Annotated in this window: 23 protein-coding genes and 1 tRNA gene; 14 read left to right on the top strand and 10 right to left on the bottom strand. The window is 71.3% G+C overall.

What is annotated here, in order from left to right; all coding sequences use genetic code 11:
* The first annotated feature begins 15 nt into the window (after window positions 1-15).
* Window positions 16-1,938, top strand: coding sequence for a M48 family metalloprotease (locus VGL30_RS02900; protein ID WP_331536583.1), 1,923 nt, complete (start codon window positions 16-18; stop codon window positions 1,936-1,938).
* Window positions 1,939-1,966: 28 nt separating this feature from the next.
* Here VGL30_RS02900 and VGL30_RS02895 read toward each other — a convergent pair whose 3' ends face one another.
* Complete coding sequence (locus tag VGL30_RS02895; protein ID WP_331536581.1) at window positions 1,967-2,398, bottom strand: hypothetical protein; 432 nt, start codon at window positions 2,396-2,398, stop codon at window positions 1,967-1,969.
* A gap of 315 nt (window positions 2,399-2,713) precedes the next feature.
* Between VGL30_RS02895 and gatC the strand changes: the two genes are divergently transcribed.
* Both gatC and gatA read left to right on the top strand, forming a co-directional pair.
* Window positions 2,714-3,001 carry an Asp-tRNA(Asn)/Glu-tRNA(Gln) amidotransferase subunit GatC gene (gene gatC, locus VGL30_RS02890; RefSeq protein WP_331536579.1) on the top strand — a complete coding sequence of 96 codons (288 nt, stop codon included), beginning with the start codon at window positions 2,714-2,716 and terminating at the stop codon, window positions 2,999-3,001.
* On the top strand, window positions 3,001-4,473 hold the full coding sequence (gene gatA / locus VGL30_RS02885) for an Asp-tRNA(Asn)/Glu-tRNA(Gln) amidotransferase subunit GatA (RefSeq protein WP_331536577.1): 1,473 nt from the start codon (window positions 3,001-3,003) through the stop codon (window positions 4,471-4,473). Before gatC ends, gatA begins: the two co-directional genes overlap by 1 nt.
* Before the next feature lie 48 nt (window positions 4,474-4,521).
* On the opposite strand, the gene VGL30_RS02880 is transcribed toward gatA, so the two are convergent.
* Window positions 4,522-4,932, bottom strand: a complete 411-nt coding sequence (locus tag VGL30_RS02880; protein WP_331536575.1) for a DOPA 4,5-dioxygenase family protein — start codon at window positions 4,930-4,932, stop codon at window positions 4,522-4,524.
* 160 nt (window positions 4,933-5,092) lie between these two features.
* Between VGL30_RS02880 and VGL30_RS02875 the strand changes: the two genes are divergently transcribed.
* Both VGL30_RS02875 and VGL30_RS02870 read left to right on the top strand, forming a co-directional pair.
* Window positions 5,093-5,353, top strand: a complete 261-nt coding sequence (locus tag VGL30_RS02875; protein ID WP_331536573.1) for a hypothetical protein — start codon at window positions 5,093-5,095, stop codon at window positions 5,351-5,353.
* A gap of 248 nt (window positions 5,354-5,601) precedes the next feature.
* Window positions 5,602-5,937: a hypothetical protein gene (locus VGL30_RS02870; protein ID WP_331536570.1), complete on the top strand. Its 336-nt coding sequence runs from the start codon at window positions 5,602-5,604 to the stop codon at window positions 5,935-5,937.
* Window positions 5,938-5,984: 47 nt separating this feature from the next.
* Here VGL30_RS02870 and VGL30_RS02865 read toward each other — a convergent pair whose 3' ends face one another.
* A complete protein-coding gene (locus VGL30_RS02865) occupies window positions 5,985-6,413 on the bottom strand; it encodes a hypothetical protein (RefSeq protein ID WP_331536568.1) in 429 nt (142 codons plus the stop codon).
* A 137-nt stretch (window positions 6,414-6,550) separates the two neighbouring features.
* On the opposite strand from VGL30_RS02865, the gene gatB reads away from it, so the two are divergent.
* Window positions 6,551-8,011, top strand: coding sequence for an Asp-tRNA(Asn)/Glu-tRNA(Gln) amidotransferase subunit GatB (gatB, locus tag VGL30_RS02860; protein WP_331536565.1), 1,461 nt, complete (start codon window positions 6,551-6,553; stop codon window positions 8,009-8,011).
* 7 nt (window positions 8,012-8,018) lie between these two features.
* Here the strand turns inward: gatB and VGL30_RS02855 are convergent, their stop codons facing one another.
* Window positions 8,019-8,477 carry an RcnB family protein gene (locus tag VGL30_RS02855; protein ID WP_331536563.1) on the bottom strand — a complete coding sequence of 153 codons (459 nt, stop codon included), beginning with the start codon at window positions 8,475-8,477 and terminating at the stop codon, window positions 8,019-8,021.
* A gap of 235 nt (window positions 8,478-8,712) precedes the next feature.
* On the opposite strand from VGL30_RS02855, the gene VGL30_RS02850 reads away from it, so the two are divergent.
* Complete coding sequence (locus VGL30_RS02850; RefSeq protein WP_331536561.1) at window positions 8,713-9,441, top strand: glutathione S-transferase N-terminal domain-containing protein; 729 nt, start codon at window positions 8,713-8,715, stop codon at window positions 9,439-9,441.
* Between the two features lie 178 nt (window positions 9,442-9,619).
* A complete protein-coding gene (locus tag VGL30_RS02845) occupies window positions 9,620-9,895 on the top strand; it encodes a sel1 repeat family protein (protein WP_331536559.1) in 276 nt (91 codons plus the stop codon).
* Between the two features lie 33 nt (window positions 9,896-9,928).
* On the opposite strand, the gene VGL30_RS02840 is transcribed toward VGL30_RS02845, so the two are convergent.
* Window positions 9,929-10,627: a polysaccharide biosynthesis/export family protein gene (locus VGL30_RS02840; protein ID WP_331536557.1), complete on the bottom strand. Its 699-nt coding sequence runs from the start codon at window positions 10,625-10,627 to the stop codon at window positions 9,929-9,931.
* Window positions 10,628-10,747: 120 nt separating this feature from the next.
* Here VGL30_RS02840 and VGL30_RS02835 point away from each other — a divergent pair, with 120 nt between their 5' ends.
* The 3 genes from VGL30_RS02835 to VGL30_RS02825 all read left to right on the top strand — a co-directional run bounded on the left by VGL30_RS02835 (window position 10,748) and on the right by VGL30_RS02825 (window position 14,299).
* Window positions 10,748-12,241 (top strand): GumC family protein, encoded by a 1,494-nt coding sequence (locus tag VGL30_RS02835; protein ID WP_331536555.1) that lies wholly within the window; start codon window positions 10,748-10,750, stop codon window positions 12,239-12,241.
* Window positions 12,242-12,314: 73 nt separating this feature from the next.
* Window positions 12,315-13,016 (top strand): sugar kinase, encoded by a 702-nt coding sequence (locus VGL30_RS02830; protein ID WP_331536553.1) that lies wholly within the window; start codon window positions 12,315-12,317, stop codon window positions 13,014-13,016.
* Complete coding sequence (locus tag VGL30_RS02825; RefSeq protein ID WP_331536551.1) at window positions 13,013-14,299, top strand: O-antigen ligase; 1,287 nt, start codon at window positions 13,013-13,015, stop codon at window positions 14,297-14,299. Before VGL30_RS02830 ends, VGL30_RS02825 begins: the two co-directional genes overlap by 4 nt.
* Window positions 14,300-14,375: 76 nt before the next feature.
* On the opposite strand, the gene VGL30_RS02820 is transcribed toward VGL30_RS02825, so the two are convergent.
* The 4 genes from VGL30_RS02820 to VGL30_RS02805 are packed head-to-tail and all read right to left on the bottom strand — an operon-like array spanning window position 14,376 to window position 19,035.
* Window positions 14,376-15,143, bottom strand: a complete 768-nt coding sequence (locus VGL30_RS02820; RefSeq protein WP_331536549.1) for a polysaccharide deacetylase family protein — start codon at window positions 15,141-15,143, stop codon at window positions 14,376-14,378.
* Window positions 15,143-16,072: a glycosyltransferase family A protein gene (locus VGL30_RS02815; protein ID WP_331536547.1), complete on the bottom strand. Its 930-nt coding sequence runs from the start codon at window positions 16,070-16,072 to the stop codon at window positions 15,143-15,145. Before VGL30_RS02815 ends, VGL30_RS02820 begins: the two co-directional genes overlap by 1 nt.
* Complete coding sequence (locus VGL30_RS02810) at window positions 16,069-17,514, bottom strand: lipopolysaccharide biosynthesis protein (RefSeq protein ID WP_331536545.1); 1,446 nt, start codon at window positions 17,512-17,514, stop codon at window positions 16,069-16,071. Before VGL30_RS02810 ends, VGL30_RS02815 begins: the two co-directional genes overlap by 4 nt.
* Before the next feature lie 33 nt (window positions 17,515-17,547).
* A complete protein-coding gene (locus VGL30_RS02805) occupies window positions 17,548-19,035 on the bottom strand; it encodes an exopolysaccharide biosynthesis polyprenyl glycosylphosphotransferase (protein ID WP_331536543.1) in 1,488 nt (495 codons plus the stop codon).
* 322 nt (window positions 19,036-19,357) lie between these two features.
* On the opposite strand from VGL30_RS02805, the gene VGL30_RS02800 reads away from it, so the two are divergent.
* From VGL30_RS02800 to VGL30_RS02790, 3 genes are all read left to right on the top strand, one after another.
* Complete coding sequence (locus tag VGL30_RS02800; protein WP_331536541.1) at window positions 19,358-19,660, top strand: helix-turn-helix domain-containing protein; 303 nt, start codon at window positions 19,358-19,360, stop codon at window positions 19,658-19,660.
* Between the two features lie 162 nt (window positions 19,661-19,822).
* Window positions 19,823-19,912, top strand: a tRNA-Ser gene (locus VGL30_RS02795).
* A 164-nt stretch (window positions 19,913-20,076) separates the two neighbouring features.
* On the top strand, window positions 20,077-20,247 hold the full coding sequence (locus VGL30_RS02790; protein WP_331536539.1) for a NepR family anti-sigma factor: 171 nt from the start codon (window positions 20,077-20,079) through the stop codon (window positions 20,245-20,247).
* Between the two features lies 1 nt (window position 20,248).
* Here VGL30_RS02790 and VGL30_RS02785 read toward each other — a convergent pair whose 3' ends face one another.
* A complete protein-coding gene (locus VGL30_RS02785; protein ID WP_331536537.1) occupies window positions 20,249-20,788 on the bottom strand; it encodes a sigma-70 family RNA polymerase sigma factor in 540 nt (179 codons plus the stop codon).
* Window positions 20,789-20,985: the final 197 nt, after the last annotated feature.

Here is a 20,985-nt window from a genome sequence, read left to right as displayed (position 1 = left end):
CAAGAGCCGCCACGCATGCTCGCCGTCAACGGCCTGTTCGGCTGGATCCAGGCCAACGACCGACGCTCGATCGCGCTGTTCGGCGGGTTCGCCCTTGCCCTGCAGCTGGCGGCGGCGCTCACCCTTTATCTGCCGCTCGCGGGATTCGACGAGACGCACGCACCGTTCCTGAACTGGGACGGCTATGCGGTGCGGTACGTTCCGCTTGTCGCCCTGGCGGCGGCCGCGATCTTCGCTCTGCAGATGGCTTGGCACGTCCATTCGGTGCGCAGGGTGGCGGCGTTCGACTTCGTCGACCACCAAGAGGAGCCCAGGCTGTGCGACATCGTCGAAGCGCTGGCGATCGCGCGCGGCCTTCCGACCCCTTACGTCGGCGTGATCGACTCCGCGGCGCTGAACGCCTTCGCCTGCGGGATCCGCCAGGGTGACGCCGTCGTGGTGGTCACGCGCGGCCTGATCGCCGGGCTCGACGACGAGGAACTGGCGGCGGTCGTCGCCCACGAGCTCGCCCACATCGGCAACGGCGACATCCGGTTGATGGCGGCGGCGAACATCTGCCTGTCCATACTGCGCCGGCTGATGCTGCCCCGGCGGCCCAAGCCGGTGAATCCGCTCATCGAGCTGATCGGGCTGCCGCTCGTGATCTTCGTGGCGCCGCCGCTGTTCGTGGCGGTGATGATCCTGGCCTTCCTGTCGCAATGCGCGGTGCGCGCGGGCCATGGGGTGAGGGCGCTGATCGGCGCCTCGCGCGAGTTCGTGGCCGACGCGGCGGCGGTCGAGGCGACGCAAAATCCGGCGGCGCTGGTCTCGGCGCTGAAGAAGATCGAGGGCCGCAGCCGGATCGCCGGCCTGCCGGCCCTCCATGAGTCCATGATGATCGACGGGGCGGCGGCCGGGCCGTACGCCACCCATCCCTCGATCGGCCAGCGTGTGAAGGCCTTGATCGCGGTGACCGGCTCGATGGCCCTGATCGCGCCGTCACGCCGCGACACGCGCCGGACGGACGTGCGCGGGCAAGGGTTCGGCCGACGCTCTCCAGGACATCCGGCCCAGGAGGCGCCCGCGCACGACGGACGCTTCGACGTGGGCGACGGGCGCAACTGGCTGGGCCTGAGCCGCATGGCCACGCTCGGCGCGGCGGTGGGTCTCATTGCTTTCGTCGGCTGGCGCGGCGCGCAGCTGCACGATCCCCGACGGCTGCTCGCCGAGTTCGATCCCCGTCCGGCCACGGCGGTGGGGGTGGTGGTCAGTCGCAACGCCGTCTGCGGCCTCGGCCAGATGGTCGGCCGTCCGATGTGCGCGCCGGACGAGATGGACCGGCTGACCCGCCGCTATGCGAGCCAGCCGGGGGCGCTCGGGCGCATGTTCGCCAGCATGGCGTCCGAAGCCGACATGCGATACCGCGGCTACGACGGGACGCTGCGGGACAGCGCGCCCGCCGAGATGGTCGTCGCCGAGGAGAAGGCCAAGCGCTGCTTCGTCACCGACAGCTATGTCGTCGGCCAGTTCGGCCTGCATCCGGTTGTTCCCGGCGACCACCCGGACGACAAGTTCGCCATCGACCATTGGATCGACGCGGGCGACGTCCGGGCGCAGGCGGTGGTCCGGACCGCGGACCATCCGGACGTCGCGCTGGCCGGCTATCTCGCCGAACGCAAAGAGCGGCTGCGCATGGTCCACGCCTACTTCGCAGCGCCGGGCCTGACCTATGCCCTCAGCCACTTTGACGGCGGCGACCACCCGGCGGCGGTTGCTGTGCTGCGGCGGCGGCTTCAGGATCCAGCCTACGTCGCCGCCCTGGCGCCGATCGCCCGGGCGGAGATGCAATTGCTGGCTGAGGCCCCTGACGCCTTCGTCCCTTGCCGCGCCCGCGTCGGCGCGGGCGGGCCGGTCGCCCGAACCTCGACCGGTTCACCTGATCCCTCGAACGTGAAGTGAAGCGAACCTGTTCGCTCATCGGCGCCGCCTAGCGCTTGCGGAACCGTTTGGCGTCGGCCTCCAGCTTGGAGACCCAGGCTTCCGGCTCGCGGCTCTCGGCCTGGAAGGGCAGGGTCCCGGCCACGCCGCGCACGGCCAACCACAGCGGCGCGCTGAAATGGCCCAGCACCCGCAGCGGCCGGCGCTTGTCGTCGGTGACGTCCCAGCCCTCGGCCTCGAACGCGGCGACCTGCACGGCCGGGGCCTTGCATTCGATGTCGTCCCACCCCTGCGGCCGCGGCGCCGCCTCGGCCTCGTCGGCCGTCAGCCCGAACAGGGCGGCGGCGCACGCGTCGATCTCCGGAAACTCGGCCCGGGCCTCCGGCTCCGCGAAATCCCGCTTCAGGATCGCCCGGTACTCCAGGTCGTTCACGCCGGGCAGGTCAATCAGGCGCCGCAGCGCGTCAGGCTTGCTTGTCATGCGCCCGGCCTATCGCGTATCGCCCACGCTGGCGAGGCTTGCGGGCGTGGTCTTCGGCCGCACACGCGAACGTCATGGGGAGCAGGCCGCCGCTTCGGGCGCCGGAAAATGTTCCCCATTCGTTCCAATCGTGGTAGTCTTCGCAGTTCCTGCTCATGCCACCGAAACCGCTGTTTACGACCCCCCGAAACCGCTAATGATGTTCACCCCTCTAAGCGCTTCCGCCCTGCCGCCGCCGCTCCCGCACGCCACTCCGCTTGCCAGACGCGCCCCCGCGCTGCAAACCCCTGCGCCAGCAGATCAAGGAGCCTCCCCATGGCCATCGACGTGGCGACCGTGCGCAAGGTCGCCAGGCTGGCGCGCATCGCCGAGCCCGAGGAACGGCTGGCCTCGCTGGCCCAGGAGCTGAACGGCATCATCGCCTGGATCGAGCAGCTTGGGGAGGTGGACACCGACGGCGTCGAGCCGATGACCTCGGCGGTGCGCGCCACCCTGCCGATGCGCGACGACGTGGTCACCGAGGGGGGCGATCCCGAGAAGGTGCTGTCCAACGCGCCGAAGCGGGCCGGGGACTTCTTCGTGGCGCCGAAGGTGGTGGAGTGATGGCCGGCCTCACCGACCTGACCCTGAAGGCGGCCCTGGACGGCCTGGCCGCCAAGGCCTTCTCCTCCGAGGAAATCACCCGCGCCCACCTGGAGGCCGTGGAGGCGGCCCGGCCGCTGAACGCCTTCGTGCTGGAGACGCCGGAGCGGGCCCTCGACATGGCCCGCGCCGCCGACGCCCGCCGCGCTCGCGGCGAGGCGGGGCCGCTGGAGGGCGCGCCCATCGGGATCAAGGACCTGTTCTGCACCGAGGGCGTGCGGACGACGGCCTGCTCCGACATCCTGGCCGACTTCACGCCGACCTATGAGTCCACCGTCACCGCCAACCTGTTCCGGGACGGGGCGGTGATGCTGGGCAAGCTCAACATGGACCAGTTCGCCATGGGCTCGTCCAACGAGACCTCGTCCTTCGGGCCGGTGGTCAATCCCTGGCGGCGCGCCGGCGGCGGCCCCGACCTGACGCCGGGCGGTTCCTCCGGCGGCTCGGCCGCGGCGGTGGCGGCCCGGCTGTGCCTCGGCGCCACGGCTACCGACACCGGCGGCTCGATCCGCCAGCCGGCCGCCTTCACCGGCACGGTCGGCATCAAGCCCACCTACGGCCGCTGCTCCCGCTGGGGGATCGTGGCCTTCGCCTCGTCCCTCGACCAGGCCGGGCCGATCGCGCGCACGGTGGAGGACGCGGCGATCCTGCTCACCTCCATGGCCGGCCACGACCCGCGCGATTCCACCAGCCTGCCGGTGGAGACCCCGGACTTCGCCGGCTTCGTCGGCAAGTCGGTCAAGGGCCTGCGCATCGGCGTGCCGAAGGAATACCGGGTCGACGGCATGCCCGCCGAGATCGATGCCCTGTGGGAACAGGGCATCGCCTGGCTGAAGGACGCCGGCTGCGAGATCGTCGAGGTGGCCCTGCCGCACACCAGATACGCCCTGCCGGCCTACTACATCGTGGCCCCGGCGGAGGCCTCGTCGAACCTCGCCCGTTACGACGGCATGCGCTACGGCCTGCGGGTCGAGGGCGCCAACCTGCTGGAAACCTACGAGCAGACCCGCGCCAGGGGCTTCGGGGAGGAGGTCAAGCGCCGGATACTCATCGGCGCCTATGTGCTCTCGGCCGGCTATTACGACGCCTATTACCTGAAGGCGCTGAAGGTCCGCCGGCGCATCGCCGAGGACTTCGACCGGGCGTTCGAGAAGGTCGACGCCCTCTTGACCCCCACGGCTCCCAGCGCCGCCTTCGCCCTGGGCGAGAACGCGTCCGATCCAGTGGCCATGTACCTCAACGACATCTTCACGGTGACGGTGAACCTGGCGGGCCTGCCGGGCATGAGCCTGCCGGCGGGCGTCGACGCCGCCGGCCTGCCGCTCGGCCTGCAGCTGATCGGCCGCGCCCTCGACGAGGGTACGCTGTTCTCGCTGGGCGGCGCGCTGGAGAAGGCGGCCGACTTCCGGGGGCGTCCCGAACGCTGGTGGTGACTTGGGTGCGGGGACAGGATTTGAACCTGTGTGTCTCGGGTTATGAGCTTACGGCGCGAACGTCGGCGTCGTGTTGGGCGCGGGCGCCGGCTCGGGCGCGGCGTCCAGGGGCAGGATCTCGCCATACACCGGCAGGGCGGGCCCGATCCACAGCGCGTGCTGCAGGTGGTCGGCTCGCGGGTGGCCGGTGTCGGGATGCACCAGCACGCTGAGCGGCCCGTGGTTCAGCATCAGCCAGGGCGTCAGCGCCGGGAACACCTCGGGCGCGAACGCCACCTGGTACATGGCCCGGTCGTGCGGGCCGACCTTGGTTTCATGCCAGCGGCCCAGGGTCACGGGGAACCGCTCGCCGATCGCGGCGCGCAGCCGTTCGGCGTGGTCGCGCGTCGCTGCGGAGTCGAAATAGATGTGGGCGTGGTAGCTGGCGATCTCGGCGATCGGCCGTGGCGCGTCGGGCATTGCGGGACTCCGGCGGGAGGGCGTCCGGGACATCTGGCGACGCCGGCCGGAAAGGTAAAGCCGGCGGTCCGGGCGGCGCGGGGCCGGGCGTCGCAGATTTTTCGCGCTCGGCGGGTGCTTTCCCATTTTCGAGCGGGCCGGAAGGCGCCAAGATATGGGCATGAGCCTTTCCCTCGGATCGACGGTCGAAATCCTCTGGTGGGCGTTCTTCGCGACGCTGCTGGCGGCGTTCGCCCTGCGGTCGCTGCGGGACGGGCTGGCGCGCCGCGCCCGCCGGCGCCGCGCGAAGAACGAATCGTCGATCGCCCCGGTGGTCCGGCGCTTCGAGGAAGAGCAGCTGGCGCGCATGGAGGCCGACGGGGTGACCCTCTGGCGGCCCGACCCGGCCAAGCTGAAGCGGATTTCTGAACGCCAGGACTGAGCGGCGCCGTTCCTGCAGTCGGATCTTTCACCTGCCTCTTCATTCCAGTGTGGGACAGGTACGCAGGCCTGGGCTGGATCTCCGGATCGCGTCGGCCCGGGCCTGCGGCGTACCGCTTTCCGGACGCGCGGATCTCCGACCCCGGCGGGGGCTTCCAGCCGGCGGCGGTGTGTGGTTGTCTCCCCGCCCGAGGGACAGGTGCGAGGAAACACACGATGAAGTTTGCGGCGATCTTGACGGCGGGCGCGATGCTCGGTTTGGCCGGGCCGGCTCTGGCGGATGCGGCCTGCACGCGGCCCGAGGCGCCGGCGCCGGTGGACGGGACGACCGCCACCATGGAGCAGCTCCTGGCCGCGAAGGCCGCCGTCACCACCTTCATCACCGCGTCCGACGCCTACCAGACCTGCGTGCTCGACGACCTGGAGGCGCGGAAGAAGGCGGCCAAGGCGGCCAGGGCCAAGCTCGATCCGGCCGTCGCCAAGGCGGCTGACGCCGGCGTGAGCGAAAACCAGGTCGACAAGGAACGTGTGGGCCAGGCGTTCAACACCGCCGCCAAGGCCTACAAGGCCGCGCACCCCTCCTGACCGGAGGGGTGGGGCCGCAAGGCCAGGCTCCATTTCAAAGACATGCCCTAGGTCCGGCGGCCCTCGAAGGTCTCGCAGGTGGCGAGGTTGCCCTTCAGGGGCGCGCCGTGCGACCAGGCGCCGCCGGTGTTGGTGAACTCCACGAAGGCTGAGGCCGGCGTCGTTTCCGCACGCTTGGCGTCCCAGGCCAGCCAGGTCATGCCGGCGACGACCTTGGCCGCCACCCCGCGGGCCTGCTCCTCCGTGGCCACGCTGCGCTCGGCCTTGCAGGTCACCTCGAAGTTCTGGCAGCCCTTGCCGGCGCCCCCGTCCCGGCAGGCCGCCTCGGTCTTGCGGATGTCGTTGCGCCAGGAGAGGATCGCCTGATCCAGGCCGGCGAACTTGGCCTGGTCCCCTTGCGCCGCCGGCGCGGCCTTCTGCTGGCAACCGGCCAGCGTCATCGCCGCCACCGCCGCCAGGATCGCAAGTCTCGCCACGTCTTCGCTCCGTTCCGGGTCGCACAGGGGGCCGGCTTTCACCCGTGAATGAAGGCGGATGCGTGACCCGCCTGCGACGGCTTCGTGATAAACGCGCCCGCTTCCGCTTCGGTGCGCCGCGGACTACATGTCAGGCCATGAGCGACACATCCAACCTGATCGCCGGCCGCACGGGGCCGTGGGAAATCGTCCTGGGCCTGGAGGTGCACGCCCAGGTGGCCTCCAACGCCAAGCTGTTCTCCGGCGCTGCGGTGGGCGCCGGCGCGCCGCCCAACAGCCAGGTCAGCCTGGTGGACGCCGCCATGCCCGGCATGCTGCCGGTGATCAACCGCCATTGCGTCGAGCAGGCGGTGCGCACCGGCCTGGGGCTGAACGCCCAGATCAACCTGAAGAGCCATTTCGACCGTAAGAACTACTTCTACCCAGACCTGCCCCAGGGCTACCAGATCAGCCAGTTCAAGCATCCCGTCGTGGGGGAGGGTGAGATCGTCGTCGAGCACGACGACGGTTCGACCTTCACGGTCGGCATCGAGCGCCTGCACCTCGAGCAGGACGCCGGCAAGAGCCTGCACGACCAGGACCCCGGCGCGACCTACGTCGATCTGAACCGCGCCGGCACCGCCCTGATGGAGATCGTATCGCGGCCGGACATGCGCTCGTCGGCCCAGGCCGCGGCCTATGTGAAGAAGCTGCGCACCATCCTCGTCTACCTCGGCTCCTGCGATGGGGACATGGAGAAGGGCAACCTGCGCGCCGACGTCAACGTCTCGGTCCGCCGGCCGGGCGAGGGCCTGGGCACGCGCTGCGAGATCAAGAACGTCAACTCCTACCGCTACATCCAGGCCGCCATCGAGTACGAGGCCCGCCGCCAGATCGAAATCCTCGAGGACGGCGGCAAGATCGATCAGGAGACCCGCCTGTTCGACCCGGGCAAGGGCGAAACCCGCCCGATGCGCTCCAAGGAGGAGGCGCACGACTACCGCTACTTTCCCGATCCCGACCTGCTTCCGCTGGAGCTCGACCCGGCGTGGGTGAAACGGATCCGGGATTCGCTGCCGGAACTGCCCGACGCCAAGAAGGCCCGCCTGCAGTCGCAGTACGGCCTGTCGGCCTATGACGCCGGCGTGCTGATCTCCGAGCAGGACAAGGCCGACTTCTACGAGGCGGCGGTCAAGGGGCGCGATCCGAAGCTCACCGCCAACTGGGTGACCAACGACCTGGCCGCCCGGCTGTCGGCGGCCGGCCTGGCGTTCAGCGAAAGCCCGTTCGGGCCCGAGGTGATCGCCGAGCTCACCGGCCTGATCGAGGAGAACGTCATCTCCTCGAAGATCGCCAAGGACGTCTTCGAGCGGATGTGGGCCGGCGAGGGCGGCCCGCGCCAGATCGTCGAGACGCAGGGCCTGCAGCAGGTCAGCGACACCGGCGCCCTGGAGGCGATCATCGACAGGCTGATCGCGGCCAACCCCGGCCAGGCCGAGGCGGTGAAGACCAGGCCGCAGGCCATCGGATGGTTCGTGGGCCAGGTGATGAAGGAGACCGGCGGCAAGGCCAACCCGGGCGCCATCAACCAGCTGCTGCGCGCGAAGCTGGGCGGCTAGAGGACCCTCAATCCCCCGGGATGATGTCGAAGATCACGCCGCTGGCGATCGCCGCCAGCAGGTAGTTGTTGTCCACCCTGTACCAGGCGTAGCCCCGCGGCGGCGGCCGCAGGCGGTAGCGCGGATAGTCGTGGATCACATAGCCGCGGTAGGTCGGCGGCAGGGAGGCCCCGCGGCGCCAGGCGGAATAGCCGGGCCGGTAGTACGGATCGCCGTAGTAGGCCGCAGGCGGCGGCCCATAGAACCAGCGCCGGTTGTAGTAGTAGCCGTTGTGCCGGCTGCGGTCCCAGCCATTGCCTTCCCACCTGCGCCGCTCCCACTCTTCGCGACGCTCGTAGTGCTCCTCACCCCGCTCCCAGCGATCCTCGCGCGACCAGCGGCCCTGGGCCTCGGCAGGCGTGGCGGCCCCGGCCAGAGGTCCTGCGACCGTCGCCGCGGCGGCGAGGCTGAGGATCAGACGCTTCATCCGTTACGCCTCCAATCGGCCGGGCCCGGCTTCGTAACAGTCCGTCGACCCGCATAGGCTGCACGCCCGCGCCTGAACTCGACCTGAACGCCCGGCCCGGGGACCGCAACATGAAGTGCGACTCGCCCCGCACAAGAAATCTCAAACCGGTCGCTGCGATGTAAAGTTCGGCTTGCCCGGGGCGATCCGAAGCCGTTTAAGCCCGGTATGCGCCCGCCTGGGGCAGGAGGTCCCGATGGCTGCCCCGATCGACGTCCACTACTGGCCGACCCCCAACGGGCACAAGGTCGTCATCGCCCTGGAGGAGATGGGCCTGCCCTACAACATCGTGGCGGTGCGCATCGGCCGCGGCGACCAGTTCGAGCCGGGGTTCCAGGCGATCAGCCCCAACGGGCGGATGCCGGCCATCGTCGATCCCGACGGCCCGGACGGCCAGCCGATCTCGGTTTTCGAGTCCGGCGCCATCCTGCAGTACCTGGGCCGCAAGACCGGCAAGTTCTATCCGACGGACGAGCGCGCCCGCGTGCGGGTGGACGAGTGGGCGTTCTGGCAGATGGCGGGCCTCGGCCCCATGGCCGGGCAGCGCAACCACTTCCGCAACTATTCGCCCATGTTCCTGGCCGATCAGCGATATTCGGCCTATGGCGCCAACCGCTACACCAATGAAGTCCACAGGCTTTACGGCGTCCTCAACCGGCGCCTTCAGGCGCGTGACTTCGTCGCAGACGAGTATTCGATCGCCGACATGCTCTGCTGGCCCTGGGTGCAGGGACGTTCCGACGCAGCCCTGGACGTCGACGAGTTTCCGCACCTCAAGGCCTGGAAGGCGCGGGTGGGTGAGCGTCCCGCGGTGCAGCGCGCCCTCGAGGAGGGCAAAAAGGTGAGCGAGGACTTGCGGTTGCAGCAATCCGGCCCAGGCGGGGACGAGGCGCGGCGGATGCTGTTCAACCAGCGCGCCCGTTAATCCTCCGGCGAGACAGGTTTCGCGAGTGTGAAGGCTGCGGCGCCGGCGGCTGTTGCTATGACGCCACGCTGCTTTTGCGATTAACTGTATGTTCAGGCGGGGCCGCCTCTCTTTGCGCCCGGGATGATCGACTTGGATGTCCAGAACGGATGTCATCGATCGGAATGGGGTAAGGAACATGCTCATGAGCATGGAAACGCAAATATCCGCTGGGTTGCCGCTGCCGGCGCCCGAGGCCACCGGCGACGATCTCTTCCGCCTGGGGCTGCTCTACTCGACCGGTCAGGGCGGCGCGCCGCTCGACTACGTCTCCGCGCACATGCTGTTCAATCTGGCGGCGATGCGCGGGTCGATCGAGGCCAAGGTCTACCGCAAGGAGCTGAGCCAGGAGATGGCCTCGGAAGATGTCGCCGAGGCCCAGCGCGCCGCGCGGGAATGGCTGGCCCACGGCTGAGGCGGCGCCGGCTGCGTCCGGCGGCTTCGCCGATCAGCGGATCGACGGGCTGCCCAGCGCGTAGCTGAACCCGAACTGCACGGGCGTCAGGTCCCGGATGTACTGCTGGATGAACAGTCCGGCCGCCGCGACGCCGGTGCGCGGCACGTAGACGATGTCGAAGCGCCGGAGCGGCGCCAGGTCCGCGCCCTCGGCGTGCAGACCTCGCGACAGATCGACCCTGCGGATCATGCCCCGGCCGTCAGGACCGCGCCGCAGGATGATCACCCGCCGGGTGTCGGCGGTGGGCTTGAAGCCCCCGGCCTGGACGATGGCCCGCAGCGCGTCGACGTCCCCGTTCATGTCGTAGACGGCCGGGGTTCCGACTTCGCCGCCCACGAACACCTTCATCGGCGCGGCCTTGACCGCCACATTGATCTCCGGCCGCAGCAGCTGGGCCGCATAGGCCTGGCCGAGCGCCGCCCTGACGTCCTCGACGGTGCGGTCGGCGACCATCACCGGGGCGATCAGCGAGGGCGCGATCCGCCCATCCGGCTGCACCGGCACCGTCTTGTTGAGCTCCGGCGCCGAGAGCACCGACACCTCCACCTCGTCGCCGGGGTAGAACCGGTAGGGCGGCTCGTAGTCCGACCAGTCGGCGTAGGGGATGTTCGAGAAGCCCTGGCCGTTCGGCCCTGGCGCCGGGGCGCCGCTTGAGGCGCAGGCGCTCAGCAGCAGGCTCCCGAGGAGCATCAGACGGCGGGCGGGACGAAGGGAAGCGGCCATGTCCCAAAGGTTAAGGAGAATGGGTAACGGACCGTTAATCGCGCGCGACGAGGGTGAGCTGCAAGTCTTCAGGACAGTGGAATCAGCATGGCTTCGCCTGGCGCGTGGACATCGAGGCGGGAGGCTCCGGCGACGTCGGCGGACGGCGTCCGCCTGCGTTACGACTGGTGGGACCTGCCGGCGCTGCTCTGGCGCGAGCGGTGGCTGATGGCGCTGGTGTTCCTGGTGATCTTCGTGCTCGGGGCGCTGGTCGCCTTCACCATGAAGACCAGCTACCCGGCCTCCTCCAGCGTGCTGGTCCGCCTGGGCCAGGAGTACGTCTACGAGCCGCGGGCCGGCGACGCGGGCCGCGGCGCGGTGCCGGATGCGGACTCGGTGATCCAGTCCGAAACCGAGATCCTCTCCAGCGCCCACCTGAAGCAGCGGGTGATCGAGCGGCTGGGTCTCGGCCTGATCTATCCGGAGATGGCCAGGAAATACGCTGTCGCCGCGCCGGACGAGAAGCGCAAGATCATGGGCCAGGCCATCCAGAGCCTCACCGCCGATTTCAAGGTCGAGACCGCGCCCAGCACCCCGATCATCCGGGTGAGCTTCTCCCACGAGAAGCCGGAGGTGGCCGCCCGGGTGCTGAACACCCTTCTGGAAGAATACCTGATCTACCGCCGCAACGTGCTGTCCGAGGTGACCTCGCCGGCGCTGGAGGCGCAGCGCCGCGGCTTCGAGCAGCAGCTTGCCAAGGCCGACGACGCCTACGAGCAGTTCCTGAACGCCAACCGCATCGGCGACTTCACGGCCGAGAAGACCTCGCTGTCGCAGCTGCAGGCGCAGATCGAGCAGCAGAAGTACCAGACCGACGCCCAGCTGCAGGACCGCCTGGGTCGGCTGGCGACGCTGGCCGGCCAGCTCGGCCAGGTGTCGCCGGAGATCGGCCTGTTCCGCGACCAGAACAACGGCTCCGACAAGCTGGTGCAGCTGAAGGTGCAGCGCGAGGACCTGCTCGCCCGCTACAAGCCCGACGCCCGGCCGGTGAAGGAGCTCGACGCCCAGATCGCCCAGCTGGAGGCGGGCGTCGCGTCCGGCCGCACCACCGGGGACGGAACCAAGCGCTTCGGGGTCAACCCCGTCTACCAGACGGTGCAGACCGATAAGATCCAGCTCGCCGCCGAGGTGCAGGCGCTGCGCAAGGCCCGCGCCGAGCTCGACCAGCAGCTCCAGCAGATCACCGACCGGCGGATCAGGTTCGCGGCCCTGGAGCCGCAGTACCAGGAGCTCAGCCTCGACCGCGACGTGCTGCAGACCAACGTCCGCGACTTCACGGTCCGCGAACAGCAGAGCCGCGCAGCCCAGGAGATCGCCGCCTATTCCAACGATTCGATCCGCATCGTGGAGCGGGCGCTGCCGCCCACCCGCGGCAAGAGCCTGAAGAAGCCGCTGTTCGTGCTGTCCGTCCTGTTCGCAGGGTTCACCGCGCTGTGCGCCGGCCTGCTGCGCGCCTTCCTGCGGCCCGGGATGCCCACGCCGCGGTCGGCGGCGCGCACGCTGGACCTGCCGGTGCTGGGCGCCGCGCCGATGAAGGCTTGAGCCGCTATGGCCCCGCCCGCGGCGGCGGCACATGCGCTAGCTTGAGGCTCTTGCGGCTACGGCGATTCGAACCATGGTGGATTTAAGCGCCGAGATGATGGAGCTCTGGACGTCGCTGGGCGCACCCGCCCAGGGGCGGCCCAGGGTCATCCAGGTGGTCGCTGCGCGGCAGGGGGAGGGGACCTCCACCGTCGCCCGCGAGCTGGCGCTCTACGCCTCGATGGGTGCGCGCCGGTCGGTGTGGCTGGTGGACATGGACCTGCTGGCCTCGCCGCAGCATGCGGTGATCCGCTCCGATCCCGGCCGCTACGGGGCGCTGGGCGAGGCGGTGGCCGCCACGCCCGACGGATCGATGTTCTTCACTGTCCAGCCCGGCGCCCGCACCTCCGAGGGCAAGCCCTGGCCGGACGCCGGCTACCTGGCCGCCCACCGGGTGGGCCTGGGCCGCTGGTGGGCGACCCGCTTCCGCCGCGAGGTGCTGCGGGCCGGCCAGACCGTCCACGTCCTGGCCCGCGGCGATTACTGGCATGCGATGCGCAACCACGCCGAGGTGGTGATCGTCGATTGTCCGGCGGCCGACCGCTCCCAGGCCGCGGTGACCATCGCCCCCTATATGGACCAGACCGTGTTGGTGGTGGCCGCCGACCAGGCCGACGTGAAGCCGCCGGCGGTGCTGCGCGACGCCGTCGCCGGCGCCGGCGGGGCGGTCTCGGGCCTGTTCTTCAACCGCGCCACCGTCAGCACCCCCAGGTTCCTCAGGGGCCTGATCCCATGAGCGAGGCGGCCTGGGATCGTCGCGCCCACGCCGGCGAGATCCGTCCCGAGGCGCTGCTCAGGGGCGCCGCGGCGGTCGCCTCGGTGGGGATGCTGGTGATCTACAGCCAGGCCTGGGTCTTCCCGCTGATCGGCGAGGGCGCCGGGGCTGCAGCGGCCGGCGGGCTGGTGCGGACGCTGTTCTTCCCGGCCTACCTGGTCGGCGCCGCGCTGTTCCTGCGCGCGCCGGCCGCGGCGGTGAAGGCCGTGGCGCGGCAACCGTTCCTGATCGTGCTGATGCTGATCGTCGGGGTCTCGGTCCTGTGGTCGATCGCGCCGGACCAGACGGCGCGGCGGGCCTTCGCCGTCTACTGCACAACGCTCAGCGGGGCGATTCTGGCGGTCCGCTACCGCTGGGCGCAGATGGCGGAGATCATGGCCGCCTGTTTCGCGGTGATGGCGGTGGTGGGGCTGCTGGCCGCGCTGCTGGTCCCGTCGGTGGGGGTGATGCACGAGCTGTTCCCCGGCGCCTGGCGAGGCGTCTGGGAGGAGAAGAACGCATTCGGCGGCAACATGGCCCTGGGCTTCGTGGTGCTGGCGGCCGCCGCTGCGCTGAACCGGCGGCGGGCGAAGATCTGGCTGCCGTTTGCGGCCCTGACCCTGTTCCTGGTGCTGATGTCGACATCGAAGACCTCGCTGGTCTCGCTGCTGCTCGGCCTGGGCGTGCTGGCCTTCGTGGCGGCGGCCAGGCGCGGGCCGGCGGCGGGTGTGGCCAGCGTCTGGCTGGCGATGCTGGGGCTGACGATGTTCGCAGGCCTGCTGCTGTTCGCCGCCGACCTGTTCTTCGCGGTGCTGGGCAAGGACGCCACCTTCACCGGCCGGACCCGGATCTGGTCGGCGGCGCTGCGCCAGATCGCCGAGCGGCCGTGGACCGGCTACGGCTACGGGGTGGTCTGGGACCAGAAGGGGGCCTGGGGGCCGCTGGCCTGGATCGTCCGCGACGCCGGCTTCAAGCCGCAGCACGCCCACAACGCCTGGATCGAGCAGTGGCTGGGGCTGGGGGTGTTCGGGCTGGCGGCCTACGCGCTCACCATGCTGCAGACCCTGGTGCTGGCGGTGGTCGCGGTGTTCCGGACCCGGGGCGCCTATCTCGCCGCGCCCTACCTGATGGTCTACGGCCTGATGACGCTGACCGAGAGCGTCAGCGTCGTCTACAACGACCTGCGCTGGGTGCTGTTCGTGGCCCTCGCCGTCAAGCTGGCGTGGCCTGACGAGGCTTCGGACACGTCCCGCGTCGGCATGTAATTCGGTGATGCTTTCGTTTTTCCCGTAGGGAAAGAACGAAAGCATCACCGAATTACTCGGCACAGCGCTTCGCGAATTACGCGTCGCCGCTCAGCTTTCGCGCGCCCTCCACCACCGTCACGACCTCGAAGCCCTCGGAAACCGCGTGGTCGATCAGCCGCGCCAGCACTGCGGGCGTGCAGCCCCAGGGGGACGGGTCTTCGCGCACGTCGTGCGTGTAGAGGACGAGCCAGGCCTTGCGGCGCAGGGCGGCGGCCATCCAGCGGCGGGCGACGGCCTCGCCACCGCCGCCTTCGATGCCCACGGCGGGGGCCTGGGCGAGGTCCGCGCCCTGCTCGACCAGGCCGTGGTGCAGGGCGCGCAGCAGGCGGAAGCGGGGGCTGAGCGCCTGCTTGGCCGCGACGGCCACGTCGCCGTAGGGATAGGCGAAGGTCTCCGGCGCGGGGGCGCCCCAGGCGGCCAGGGCCCGGGCGTTGGCGGCCACGTCGGCGAGGGCTTCGGGGCCGGAGGCCCGGCCGCAGTCGAGGTGGGAGAAGGTGTGGCAGGCGATCTCGTGGCCGGCCCCGGCGAGGCGGCGGTAGTCGGCGCCCTCGGCGCAGACGCCCATCGGGGCTTCGCCGCCGGCCAGGCCCGCGGCCACGTAGAAGGTCCCGCGCAGGCCGCGCGCCTCCAGCGCCGCCGCGCCGGCCCGGGCGGCGGTGGCCGGGGCGTCGTCGAAGCTGAAGGAGATCATCGGCCGGCCGGGGGACGCCGCCAGCGGGCGGCGGTGGACCAGGCGCACGGCGCGCCGGCGCAGCTTGCCCTTCAGCGAGCGGTCCGGCTGGTAGGCCTCGGCGTAGGCCATCACACCGCCTCCGCGTAGAGGGCGGCGCGATAGAGGCGCATGGCGAAGGCGCGGGCCGGCAGGGGGGCCGCGTCGGCCAGGGCGAAGGCCTTCAAGAGCGGCCGCCACAGGCCCCGCAGCGGCGCGCGCTTCAGCAGGCGGGCGGCGCGGTAGCTGGGATAGGCGGCGACCACCTCGGGGTGGCTGGCCACCACGCGGGCGAAATTGCCGGCCGACTGCTCGTACTTGGCGGCCAGCGTGCGGGCGGTGTCGAGGCCCAGGTGGGTGGCGGGGTTGTCGACGTGCCGGATCGGCCAGCGGCGGGCCACCCGCATGCCCCACTCCACGTCCTCCCAACCCCAGCCGGCGAAGCCCTCGTCGAAGGCCTCGGCGGCGAAGACGTCGCGGCGGACCAGCAGGTTGGAGGTGAAGATATGCTTCTCCGGGGTCAGGCGGCGGACCTCGGAGGGCAGGCAGTCGGAGTGGGCCGCCATGCGGCGGTGCAGCGCCTGGTCGCGGCGCGGCGGCGCCTGCTTCAGCGAGAAGCCGCCGAAGGCCACGGGGGCGTCCTCGGCGGCGGCCAGCGCCAGCCAGCGGGCCAGGAAGGTCTCGTCGTCCGGCGCCATGTCGCTGTCCAGGAACAGGAAGTGGCGGGCGCGGGCATGGGCCACTAGCCGGTTGCGGCCCTTGGCGCGGCCGACGTTGCGGGCCAGCAGCACCAGGCGGGCGGGCAGGGGGCAGGCCTGCACGGCCTCGGTCGCGCGCCGGGCGAGGGCCGGATCGGCGGAGCCGTCGTCGAGCACGACCACCTCGGCGGCGACCGCCTCGCGCCCGAGCATCGCCAGCAGGCCGCTGGGATCGTCGCCCTTGAAGGGGATCAGCACCGAGAGACTGGGCGCGCCGGCGGCCCAGGCGGCGTTGTCGACCAGGGTTTCGGCGGCAGCGCTCATGCGGCCGCCCGGGCGCGAAGCATGCGGACGGCCGCGCCGCCGCGGCTGCGCAGGCCTCCAGCGTCCAGGGCGAAGACGACGGCGCCGTAGACCAGGGCGCCGACCCCGGCCTTCAGGCCCAGTTCGAGGACGCCGCCCGGGGCGGGCAGGCGGCTGACGGCCAGGGCCATCGCCGCCGTGGCGAACGCCGCCTCGCCCAGCGCGCGCCAGGGGATGGGCAGGGCCAGCGGGCCGCGGCCCAGGGCGAGCGAGGCGGCGAGGCCCAGGCCGTAGCTGATCACCGTGGCGGCCATGGCCCCGGTCAGTCCCATGCGCGGGATCAGCACCAGGTTGAGGGCGACGTTGGCCAGCGCTGGGATGGCCATGGCGGCCAGCAGCAGGCGGGTGCGCCGGGCCAGGGTGAAGGCCTGGGCGAAGTAGTAGGTGGTGACGCCGGAGAGGAAGGCGCTCGCGGCGACCCAGGGGGTGACCCGGGCGGCGCCGTCGCGCAGGGCGGGGCCGACCAGCAGCTCGGACAGGGGGGAGGCGACCAGGGCCAGGCCGGCGGCGGCGGGCAGGGTGACCAGCACCATGAACGCCGCCTGCTCCCGGGCGGCGGCCTTCAGCGCCGGGGCTCCGCCGCGCTCCAGCGCCATGATCAGGGCTGGGCCGCCGGCGGCGCCCAGCCAGATGAAGGCCACGTCCAGGGTGCGGTTCGCGAGGCTGTAGCCCGAGTGGTAGACGCCCACCGAAGCCTGGTCGAGGAAGCCTGCGATCAGGAACCGGTCGGTGGTGGAGAGCACCAGGGCCAGGACCAGCGACAGCGCCACCGGGGCGCCGTAGGCCGCGTAGCGCCGCGCGCGGTCGGCCTCGTAGCGGCCGCCGGCGGCCTTGCCCCACTCCCTGGGCAACACGAAGGCCACGCAGAGGGCCGCCGCCAGTCCGCCGCCGAACAGCGGGGCCGAGCCGCCGAGCCCCGCCCAGGCGAAGGCCGCGCCCAGCAGGAAACCGCCGAGGGTCTGGCCGATGTCGAGGGCGACGGCGCCGCGCACCTCGCCCGCCGCGCGGCGCCGCTCCTGCGCCAGCTTGGCCAGGGTGCGCGGCAGGATGGCGGCCAGGCCCGCCAGGACGGCCAGGCGGATGTCGGGCTTCATGGGCCAGAGGAACACCACGACGGCCGCCGCCGGCAGGGCGCCCAGCAGCAGCAGCCACAGCCGATAGAGGGTGGCCAGGTGGTGGCGGACGTTCCCCTTGATCTCCTCGCCGGCCCAGAAGCGGGCCATGGCGGCCTCGTTCCAGGTGAACAGCAGGGTGTGGGTGAGCGTCATCAGCGAGAAGCCGAGTGCGTAGTCGCCGTACTGTTCCGGCGTGAGCAGGCGCGTGAAGGTGACGATGGCGCCCAGGCCCACGAAGGCCTGCACCAGGTTGGCCGGCAGGTATCCGATCACGCCTCGCCAGAACATCGACGCCCTTCCGTGAGGCTCGCGGGGTGCAGCTTAGCGCACGGCCTGCCGGTCCCCGACAAGGCAGGGGAGCGTCATGGCCATGATGTAGAGGTCGAGCCAGAAGGACTGCCGCTCGATGTACTCGATGTCGAGGGCGACGCGGCGGCGGACCAGCTCAGGCGTGTCCACCGGCCCGCGCGAGCCGTTGATGGCGGCCCAGCCGGTGAGGCCGGGCTTCATGCGGTGGCGGTGGGCGTATTCGGCGACCAGCTTGGCGGACTGCACGTCGCCGGTGCGCATGCCGACCGCGTGCGGCCGGGGACCCACCAGCGACATCTCGCCGGTGAGCACGTTGATCAGTTGCGGCAGCTCGTCGAGGCTGGTGCGGCGAATGAATCGGCCGACCCGGGTCACCCGGTCGTCGCCCACGCAGACCTGGCGCGAGGCGGTGGCGTCGGCGGTCTCCACCCGCATGGAGCGGAACTTCCAGACCACGATCTCCTCGTTGTTGAAGCCGTGGCGGCGCTGGCGGAACATGGCCGGGCCGGGGCTGTCGAGGCGGACGGCGAGCGCGATCAGCGCCATGACCGGCGCTGCGAGCGCCAGGGCCAGGGCGCCCAGCGCCAGGTCCTGGGTGCGCTTGACGACGGCCCTGACGTCGTTGGTGGAATGGCCGCAGATGCGGGCCAGGGGCACGTCGGCGACGCGGGAGATGGCGGCGGCCTCGTAGGCTGGGTCCTGGCCGTCGAGCAGCAGGGCGATCTCGTTGGGCAGCACCGCCAGGCGCTCGATGAGCTGGCCCACCCGCGTCCGCGCGCGCGAGGGCACGGTGATCACGATGCGGTCGACGTAGGGCATGATCCGGTGGCCGACCAGGGCCTCGGTGTCGCCCAGCACCGGGACGCCATGCACCTGGCCCGGCGCGCGGGCCGCCCGGTCGTCGAAGACGCCCAGGATGTTGACCTCGCGGCGCTTGAGCCCGGCGGCGATCAGGCGCGCGGCCGCGCCGGTGGCGCCCACCACGACGATGTTGGGGGTGAGCCGGCCGTCCTCCCGCCAGCGGCGGACGCAGAACCACCAGACGCAGTGCAGGCCGGCGAGCGCCGCCAGGCTGATCGGGAACCAGGCGGCCAGCGCCGCCTGGAAGCCCGCGCGGCCCACGAAGGGGTAGAGCGCCAGCGCCGTGACGGCGGCGGCGACGCAGGCGCCGACGGCGAGGCGGCCCAGGTGGATGGGCAGGCTCTCGCGGCGGCCGAAGCCGTAGGCGCGGAAGAGCGCCAGGCCGGCGACCAGCGCCAGCGGCGCGGCGAAGAAGGGCGCCTGGGCGGCCTGCGGCGGGGCCAGGGCGCGCGCCGCCAGGTCGGCGGCCAGGACGGCCACGACGTCCCCGGCCTGGAACATGTGGGCGACCAGGGGGCCGCGCAGGCGCGCGCGCGTGGAGACCAGCCGCCTGGGCCGGAACGGCCCACGGCGGTCGGCGGCCCGCTTCGGGGCCTGCGCCGGGCCGGTGAGCGCCGGCTCCAGCAGGACGCGCTGCAATCTTGAAGTGTACGCCATGACTCGCGAGGCTGACCGAAACTCCGGGGTGCCTACAGTGGCGCCTCGATCTGAGCACGCCGTTAACGGTCGCGGCGAAAAGGCGGCCCCCCGCAGCGATGCGCCGCATGCCCCTGGCGGGGGGAATGGGGCGCGGTGGGCGGCGTGGTCTCCAACGGCAACAAGCCCGCCTTCGGCCAGGCGGTGGTGCAGATCGCCGGCGCCGCCTTCAAGATCCCCACCGAGAAGCTGGACAAGGTGAAGAGCGAGTCGCCGCGGGTGGCCGACCTGTTCGCCCGCTACTCCGACGCCCCTGCTCGCCCAGATGATGCAGTCGGCGGCCTGCAACGCCCTGCACTCGATCGAGCAGCGATGCTGCCGCTGGCTGCTGGCGGCGCACGACCGGGCCGGCGACCACAGCTTCCACCTGACCCAGCAGGCGCTGGCCGAGATGCTCGGGGTGCAGCGCACGACGGTGACGGCGGTGAGCAGCAAGCTGCAGGCCCGCGGCCCGATCGCCTACCACCGGGGGGCGGTGGAGGTGCTGGACCGGCCGGGCATCGAGAAGGCGGCCTGCGAATGCTACGCCGCCGTGGAGGGCCATTTGCCCGCCTGCTGCCGGACGTGAGCGCGGCGGACGAGGAGTAGGGGCGGGGAGGGGCGTGGCGACCGTCTGCGATCGCGGCTTTGCAAGCGCCCGCGACCTCCGCTAGAAACCCCTTCCGCCCGGCGCATCCCCTTCCCAGGGGGCTACGGACGGCGACGCGGGTGATCCCTCACCTTGCGAGCGGGTGACGTGGCCGAGTGGCTGAAGGCAACGGTTTGCTAAATCGTCATACCCGAAAGGGTATCCAGGGTTCGAATCCCTGCGTCACCGCCAACCTGCCCGGCCTCTGGGACCGGGCGGCGCCTTAAGCCGCGCACCGCTTCGGCAATTTCAGCAACTGCCGTCCCCACGGCGGGCAAGGCTGCGCGATCCTGTCGCGGTTGCCAGGGGTCCCGGCAGGTGTATTCAGAGTACGGAAATTCGCCTGGAGCGCGAATATGGCGCGTCGAATCCTGACCTCCGCGGCGCGCAAGCGCATCGACGAGGCGCTGCGGGAGATGATCGCCGCCATCAGCGCCCAGCCCGTTCCCGACCGGCTGCTGTCGATCATCGACCAGATCGACGACGAGGCCCCGCCCGCGCCCCGCAAGGTCGGGCGCCAGGGCTAGCTTACCTGCCGACGGCTGCGCCGGTCGGCTCGAAGGTGATCACGTCGCTGGCCTCGTCCACGTCCATCAGCCGCAGCAGCTTGGCCCGCGCGCGGTTCACGCGGCTCTTGATGGTGCCCAGCGCACAGCCGCAGACGGCGGCGGCCTCCTCGTAGCTGAGCCCCGCCGCGGCCACCAGGATCAGCGCCTCGCGGTGCTTGGCCGGCAGTTCGGCCAGGGCGGCCTGCAGGGTGCGGACGGCGAGGCTCCAGTCCTGCATCGGCCCGCACCGCAACGTTGAGGCGTAGGCGCCGGTCTCGTCGCGCACCTCGCGCCGGCGGCGCAGGAGGTGAGTATAGTAGGTGTTGCGCAGGATCGTGAACAGCCAGGCGCGCAGGTTGGTGCCCGGCTCGAACCGCGCGCGGTTGGACCAGGCCTTGATCAGGGTCTCCTGCACCAGGTCGTCGGCGTCGGCCCCGTTGTGGCTGAGCGACCAGGCGAAGGCGCGCAGGGTCGGTATCAATCCGACCACCTCTTCGCGCCAACCTTGAACCGCTGACATTCCGACATGTTTCCCGCCGCGCCCAGGCGAATTCCGCCAAGAAGACGGCTGGATTTGGAACGCGTCCCCATTGCATCTGTTCCGGGTTGCGGCGGGGCGCAAAACCCCCACGTTTCGGGAACCCGGCGCAAGGCGCCACGTTGCGGCGAAGCCAGGTGCGGCCACATCGGCCGAGGCCGGAGGCTCTCGGCGAGAGT

This window comes from Phenylobacterium sp. (assembly GCF_036502675.1).
GTDB lineage: Bacteria > Pseudomonadota > Alphaproteobacteria > Caulobacterales > Caulobacteraceae > Phenylobacterium.
Note: the sequence above shows the minus strand (reverse complement) of the source record. Positions and strands in the feature narration are given on the sequence as shown.